The sequence below is a fragment of the Haladaptatus sp. W1 genome (assembly GCF_001723155.1).
GTDB classification, from domain to species: domain Archaea; phylum Halobacteriota; class Halobacteria; order Halobacteriales; family Haladaptataceae; genus Haladaptatus; species Haladaptatus paucihalophilus.
Genome location: NZ_MEIH01000264.1, coordinates 1 through 3,658, shown reverse-complemented (window position 1 = coordinate 3,658; position 3,658 = coordinate 1). Strand labels below are relative to the sequence as shown.

At 59.3% G+C, this 3,658-nt stretch carries 7 protein-coding genes and 1 pseudogene; 2 read left to right on the top strand and 6 right to left on the bottom strand.

All coding sequences use genetic code 11. The features are described from left to right. Positions 1-68: 68 nt before the first annotated feature. Entirely contained in the window at positions 69-299 is a 231-nt protein-coding gene (locus tag BG842_RS12000) for a hypothetical protein (protein WP_007976996.1), read from the bottom strand. 58 nt (positions 300-357) lie between these two features. Beyond that, positions 358-891, bottom strand: a complete 534-nt coding sequence (locus BG842_RS11995) for a DUF5815 family protein (RefSeq protein ID WP_069450912.1) — start codon at positions 889-891, stop codon at positions 358-360. Positions 892-1,069: 178 nt separating this feature from the next. Between BG842_RS11995 and BG842_RS11990 the strand changes: the two genes are divergently transcribed. Beyond that, positions 1,070-1,309: a hypothetical protein gene (locus tag BG842_RS11990; protein WP_254663112.1), complete on the top strand. Its 240-nt coding sequence runs from the start codon at positions 1,070-1,072 to the stop codon at positions 1,307-1,309. A gap of 19 nt (positions 1,310-1,328) precedes the next feature. Here the strand turns inward: BG842_RS11990 and BG842_RS11985 are convergent, their stop codons facing one another. The 3 genes from BG842_RS11985 to BG842_RS11975 form a co-directional block, all read right to left on the bottom strand. Beyond that, positions 1,329-1,742 carry a hypothetical protein gene (locus tag BG842_RS11985; protein ID WP_069450913.1) on the bottom strand — a complete coding sequence of 138 codons (414 nt, stop codon included), beginning with the start codon at positions 1,740-1,742 and terminating at the stop codon, positions 1,329-1,331. Positions 1,743-1,802: 60 nt separating this feature from the next. Beyond that, complete coding sequence (locus tag BG842_RS11980; protein ID WP_069449382.1) at positions 1,803-2,057, bottom strand: hypothetical protein; 255 nt, start codon at positions 2,055-2,057, stop codon at positions 1,803-1,805. Positions 2,058-2,134: 77 nt separating this feature from the next. Next, positions 2,135-2,344, bottom strand: a complete 210-nt coding sequence (locus BG842_RS11975; RefSeq protein ID WP_069450910.1) for a hypothetical protein — start codon at positions 2,342-2,344, stop codon at positions 2,135-2,137. A 164-nt stretch (positions 2,345-2,508) separates the two neighbouring features. On the opposite strand from BG842_RS11975, the gene BG842_RS11970 reads away from it, so the two are divergent. Continuing rightward, a complete protein-coding gene (locus tag BG842_RS11970; RefSeq protein WP_069450907.1) occupies positions 2,509-3,240 on the top strand; it encodes a class I SAM-dependent methyltransferase in 732 nt (243 codons plus the stop codon). Between the two features lie 34 nt (positions 3,241-3,274). On the opposite strand, the pseudogene BG842_RS27535 reads toward BG842_RS11970, so the two are convergent. Next, a pseudogene (locus BG842_RS27535) lies at positions 3,275-3,658 on the bottom strand (NAD(P)/FAD-dependent oxidoreductase); the annotation flags it as partial.

Genomic DNA, 3,658 nt, shown 5'->3' with positions numbered 1-3,658 from the left:
CAGCATCGACTCGAAGGGGGCGTTCCGGGGTCTTGTAGTTTGGTGTACAACCGGGATTCGCGTCGTACTCAGAGTTCGTATCGATACGGCGAAGACCGAATTACGGTCACGTCGCCCGCCTGTGCCCGCCGCCCGAGGACGGTGGCGATTTCGTGTGTACTCTCGAACTCCTCGTGGGCGTCGCTCTCGTCGAGGAGGCAAAGGATTTCCCGCGCCGTCAACGGTTCACCGGTCCCGTGTTCGGTCACGACGTCCCGAATCCGTTCGAACGCACTCCCCCGAAGTGGCATAGTGGTCATATCGGCTATCAGGCACTTAAATTTCAGTCAGACAACCACCCCGGTCGGAGCGTTCCCCTCACGCCGGTCCGTCGTGCGGGCCGGAGAAATCGCGTTCCTTCCGATACTGTTCGACGAAGGTCGGCACGTCGAAGCTCAGCATGTCCGCTTCGAACTGACTCATCGCCTCGTCGTCCTCGGCGTGGCTGACGGCGTGTTCCATCAGTTCGACGATGAGTTCGACGACGACCTCATGAAGACGACGCGAGTCGAAATCTGTCACCCAGACCATCGCGTAGCCGAGGTCGGGGTTTTCCGCCACGTCCTCGCTTGCGACCTCCTCGGGGAATTCCTCCATGACGACGCCCATGATGTGGAGCGTGCCGAATTCGACGTTCTCGTCGGTCGTATCGATGGTTTCGCGGAGGATGTCCACGAGGAACTCGGGGACGAACCGTGACGGCGGATGGACGTCCATGACGACCGCATGCGATTCGCCACAGTCACAGTCGTACTCGCGCATCCCCATGTCGAGTTTCCCGGTCGCCACCGACTCGCCACAGGGGAGGTCGAGCGTCGCACCGTCTCCTCCCGGTACGCGCGGTTCTGCCATACGCTCCGTTCGTCCCTGACGAGTTTAAAGAACGTGATTGGTCGCCGTCGGTGCCGATTCGTTCGCCCGACACGTACCGCGACCGTACAGATAGTGCTCAATAGTTCTCCCCCGTTCCAGCCCTCGATACATACCCCTCTTAGCGAGCTATTTGATGGCGGAAAAAATACTGACTGCTATGGCACAGGCCAGCGGGGTTCCCGACCGACTGCGCCCGATCGACGAACGAATCCTCCGACTGCTCGACGCGGAGGGGATACAGGTTCGAATCGACATCGAACGGCGGTTGTCGCTGTCCAACTGCGTCACCGCGACTCGCTGTCGTTCCCTCGCCGAGCGCGACCTCGTTCGGAACTCGAACTGGTGCTGTTATCAGATAACCGAGGAAGGAAGACGACGGTTGCGGGCGGACCGCTGACCGAATAGCGATTCTCCGGCTACGGCCAGTCGTCGCGCACGTCTTCTTCGTTCGCCGTCCCTTCGCCGTCGTCGTCGGACGCGAGGTCCCACTCGGCCGCCTCGGCGGCGTCCTCGACGTGGAGGAACTCCCAGTCGTGCTCCTCGGCGAGTTCGCGGTCCTCGTCGGTCACGCCGACGAAGACGTGGCGGTCGGTGTCGAACTGCGATTTCACGCTGTCGAGGCTCTCGGCGCGTCCTTTCGGGCCGGAGAAGAAGTCCTGTCGGATGCGGTTCTTCCGGGTAAAGTTCGTCACCACGTAGGTCGGTTGGTCGGAGATGACGCCGACGTATCGCGTCCAGCGTCGGGCGTCTTCGAACACCGCTCCGGGACTCGCCAACGCTTTGAGCGCGGACAACTCGAACGCCAGCGTCATCTCGCCGCTTCCGCTCATGCTCATGTCCCTACATCCCGTCCTGCGGGAGAAAACGGCTTCGGTTGCTCGTTCGCCCGGTCAGGGCACGTCGATTCGGTAGTAGTCGTCGAACACCACGAGGGCGTCGGTCGTGAACTCGTTCGCCACCGCTTCGGTCATCCTCACGACTCGTTCGCGGCCGTCGATTTCCGCGAACACCTGTTGAGTCGCCTCCGAGAGTTCGTCGAAGTGGTACACCCGAACGCCCGCCGGGACGGTTTCGGTTCGGGTGATGGTAAAGGCCGTCTCTCCGGTCGATGCGGACGCGAGACTACTCGTGCTGTTCGAAGCCATTGATACATGTTACCAATTGTCTTAGCACCTCTTAAACCTTGTGGCGATTGTCTCGAAAAAACGTGATGGTTCTTCCGCTACGCGAGCAGTACCCGGAAATAACCGGTGTACTTCACGAAATCGCCGTCACTGAACTGTCCAGCTGTCTCCCAGTCGATGAGTTGTTCGCCGCGTTCGACGACGCTCGGGAAGTGCCCTTTCGCGTCGTATTCGAGTTCGTCGTAGTGTCGAACGCGCGCGTCGTTCGGAATCGAATCTACCGGTTCGACGGCTATTTTGGGTTTCACGAATTCTCCCGACCGAGCATGGCCAATGATACCAACTGTCGTGGTAGTACTTAAACCTTCACGTCGTGACAATACGGAGATACGCTGGAACGCACCACGGTCAGAACGACAGACCGGCAGAAAATATTTCACTGTTAGTTCGGTAGAACGTCCGAGGTCAAAGTTTGGAGACAGACGATAACGCTCCAGTCGAGCAAACGATCGAAGGGTATGACATCTTAGCAGAGAAGGCAGACGACCTCGACCGCACCGCGAGTCCGTGGGGGTCGAGCTATTTTCAGCGACACTATTCGTGGCCCGCAACGCGAACCGTACTTCCGGAACTTTCCGGTCGCCGGGTGTTGCTCGCGGGGTGTGGCCGCGGCGATCACGTTCCGTGGTTCCACGAAAACGGCGCGACCGTTACCGGCGTGGACGTGAGCGCAACGGCGATTCAGCACGCAAAAGACGAGTTCGGCGACGAGGGAACGTTCCATCGCGCGGATTTGACCGAACCGCTCGACTTCGCTAACGATTCACTCGACGTCGTCTTCAGCAATCTGGTGTTCAGCCACATCGAGGAGTGGCGACCAGTGTTCTCGGAATTTCGTCGCATCTTGGAACCAGACGGGACCTTCGTCGTCACCACGATACATCCGCGATACCTCCGAACCGAGTTCGAAATCGAGAGCTACTACGAAACCAAGAAAGTGATGAACGAGTGGCCAGAAGTCGATATTCCGACGTATTACCGACCGATAAGTGAAGTCATCAGTTCGTTTCTCGGGGCTGGTTTCCACCTGCAGACGGTCGAGGAACCGAAACCCGAACCCCAGTTCGAGGACCACCATCCGAAACGATACCGCGATGCGTTGCGGGAACCAGAACTACTCGTTATCCGAGCAGCTGCCAATTGACGAATCCCCCCGACAAAAATTCCGTACTACGGCCTCACTGTTCCTGCTGGGGTGCGAGTTTGTCCGGGTCGAAATCCTTCTCGAGGAGGATTTCCTTCTGGTCGGCACACTCGACCTCGTTGCGGATGAGGTCCTTGTACTTGCCCTGCGGGGCGATATCGCCGATGAGGACGCCGCCGATGAGTTTTCCGTCCTTGAACGAGAGGCGACGCCATTCGGTTTCGCTGTACTTCTCCTCGCACTCGTCGTCGCCCATCGTCGGAAGCCGAAGGAGAGGAACGGGAAGTCGAAGTGAGTGATGGAGTACGACGAAACCCACCGGAACTCCTTTTCCTCGTCGTCCGCGACCATGTTCTTCGCGGCGATGACGCCCTGCTGTTTCGCGCTGCCCCACGACCCGTTCTGGGCGTACTCGTCC

Excerpts from the sequence above, each read along its gene's own strand:
- BG842_RS12000 (WP_007976996.1), bottom strand. The coding sequence starts at position 299 with ATGACCACTATGCCACTTCGGGGGAGTGCGTTCGAACGGATTCGGGAC.
- BG842_RS11995 (WP_069450912.1), bottom strand. The coding sequence starts at position 891 with ATGGCAGAACCGCGCGTACCGGGAGGAGACGGTGCGACGCTCGACCTC.
- BG842_RS11990 (WP_254663112.1), top strand. The coding sequence starts at position 1,070 with ATGGCACAGGCCAGCGGGGTTCCCGACCGACTGCGCCCGATCGACGAA.
- BG842_RS11985 (WP_069450913.1), bottom strand. The coding sequence starts at position 1,742 with ATGAGCGGAAGCGGCGAGATGACGCTGGCGTTCGAGTTGTCCGCGCTC.
- BG842_RS11980 (WP_069449382.1), bottom strand. The coding sequence starts at position 2,057 with ATGGCTTCGAACAGCACGAGTAGTCTCGCGTCCGCATCGACCGGAGAG.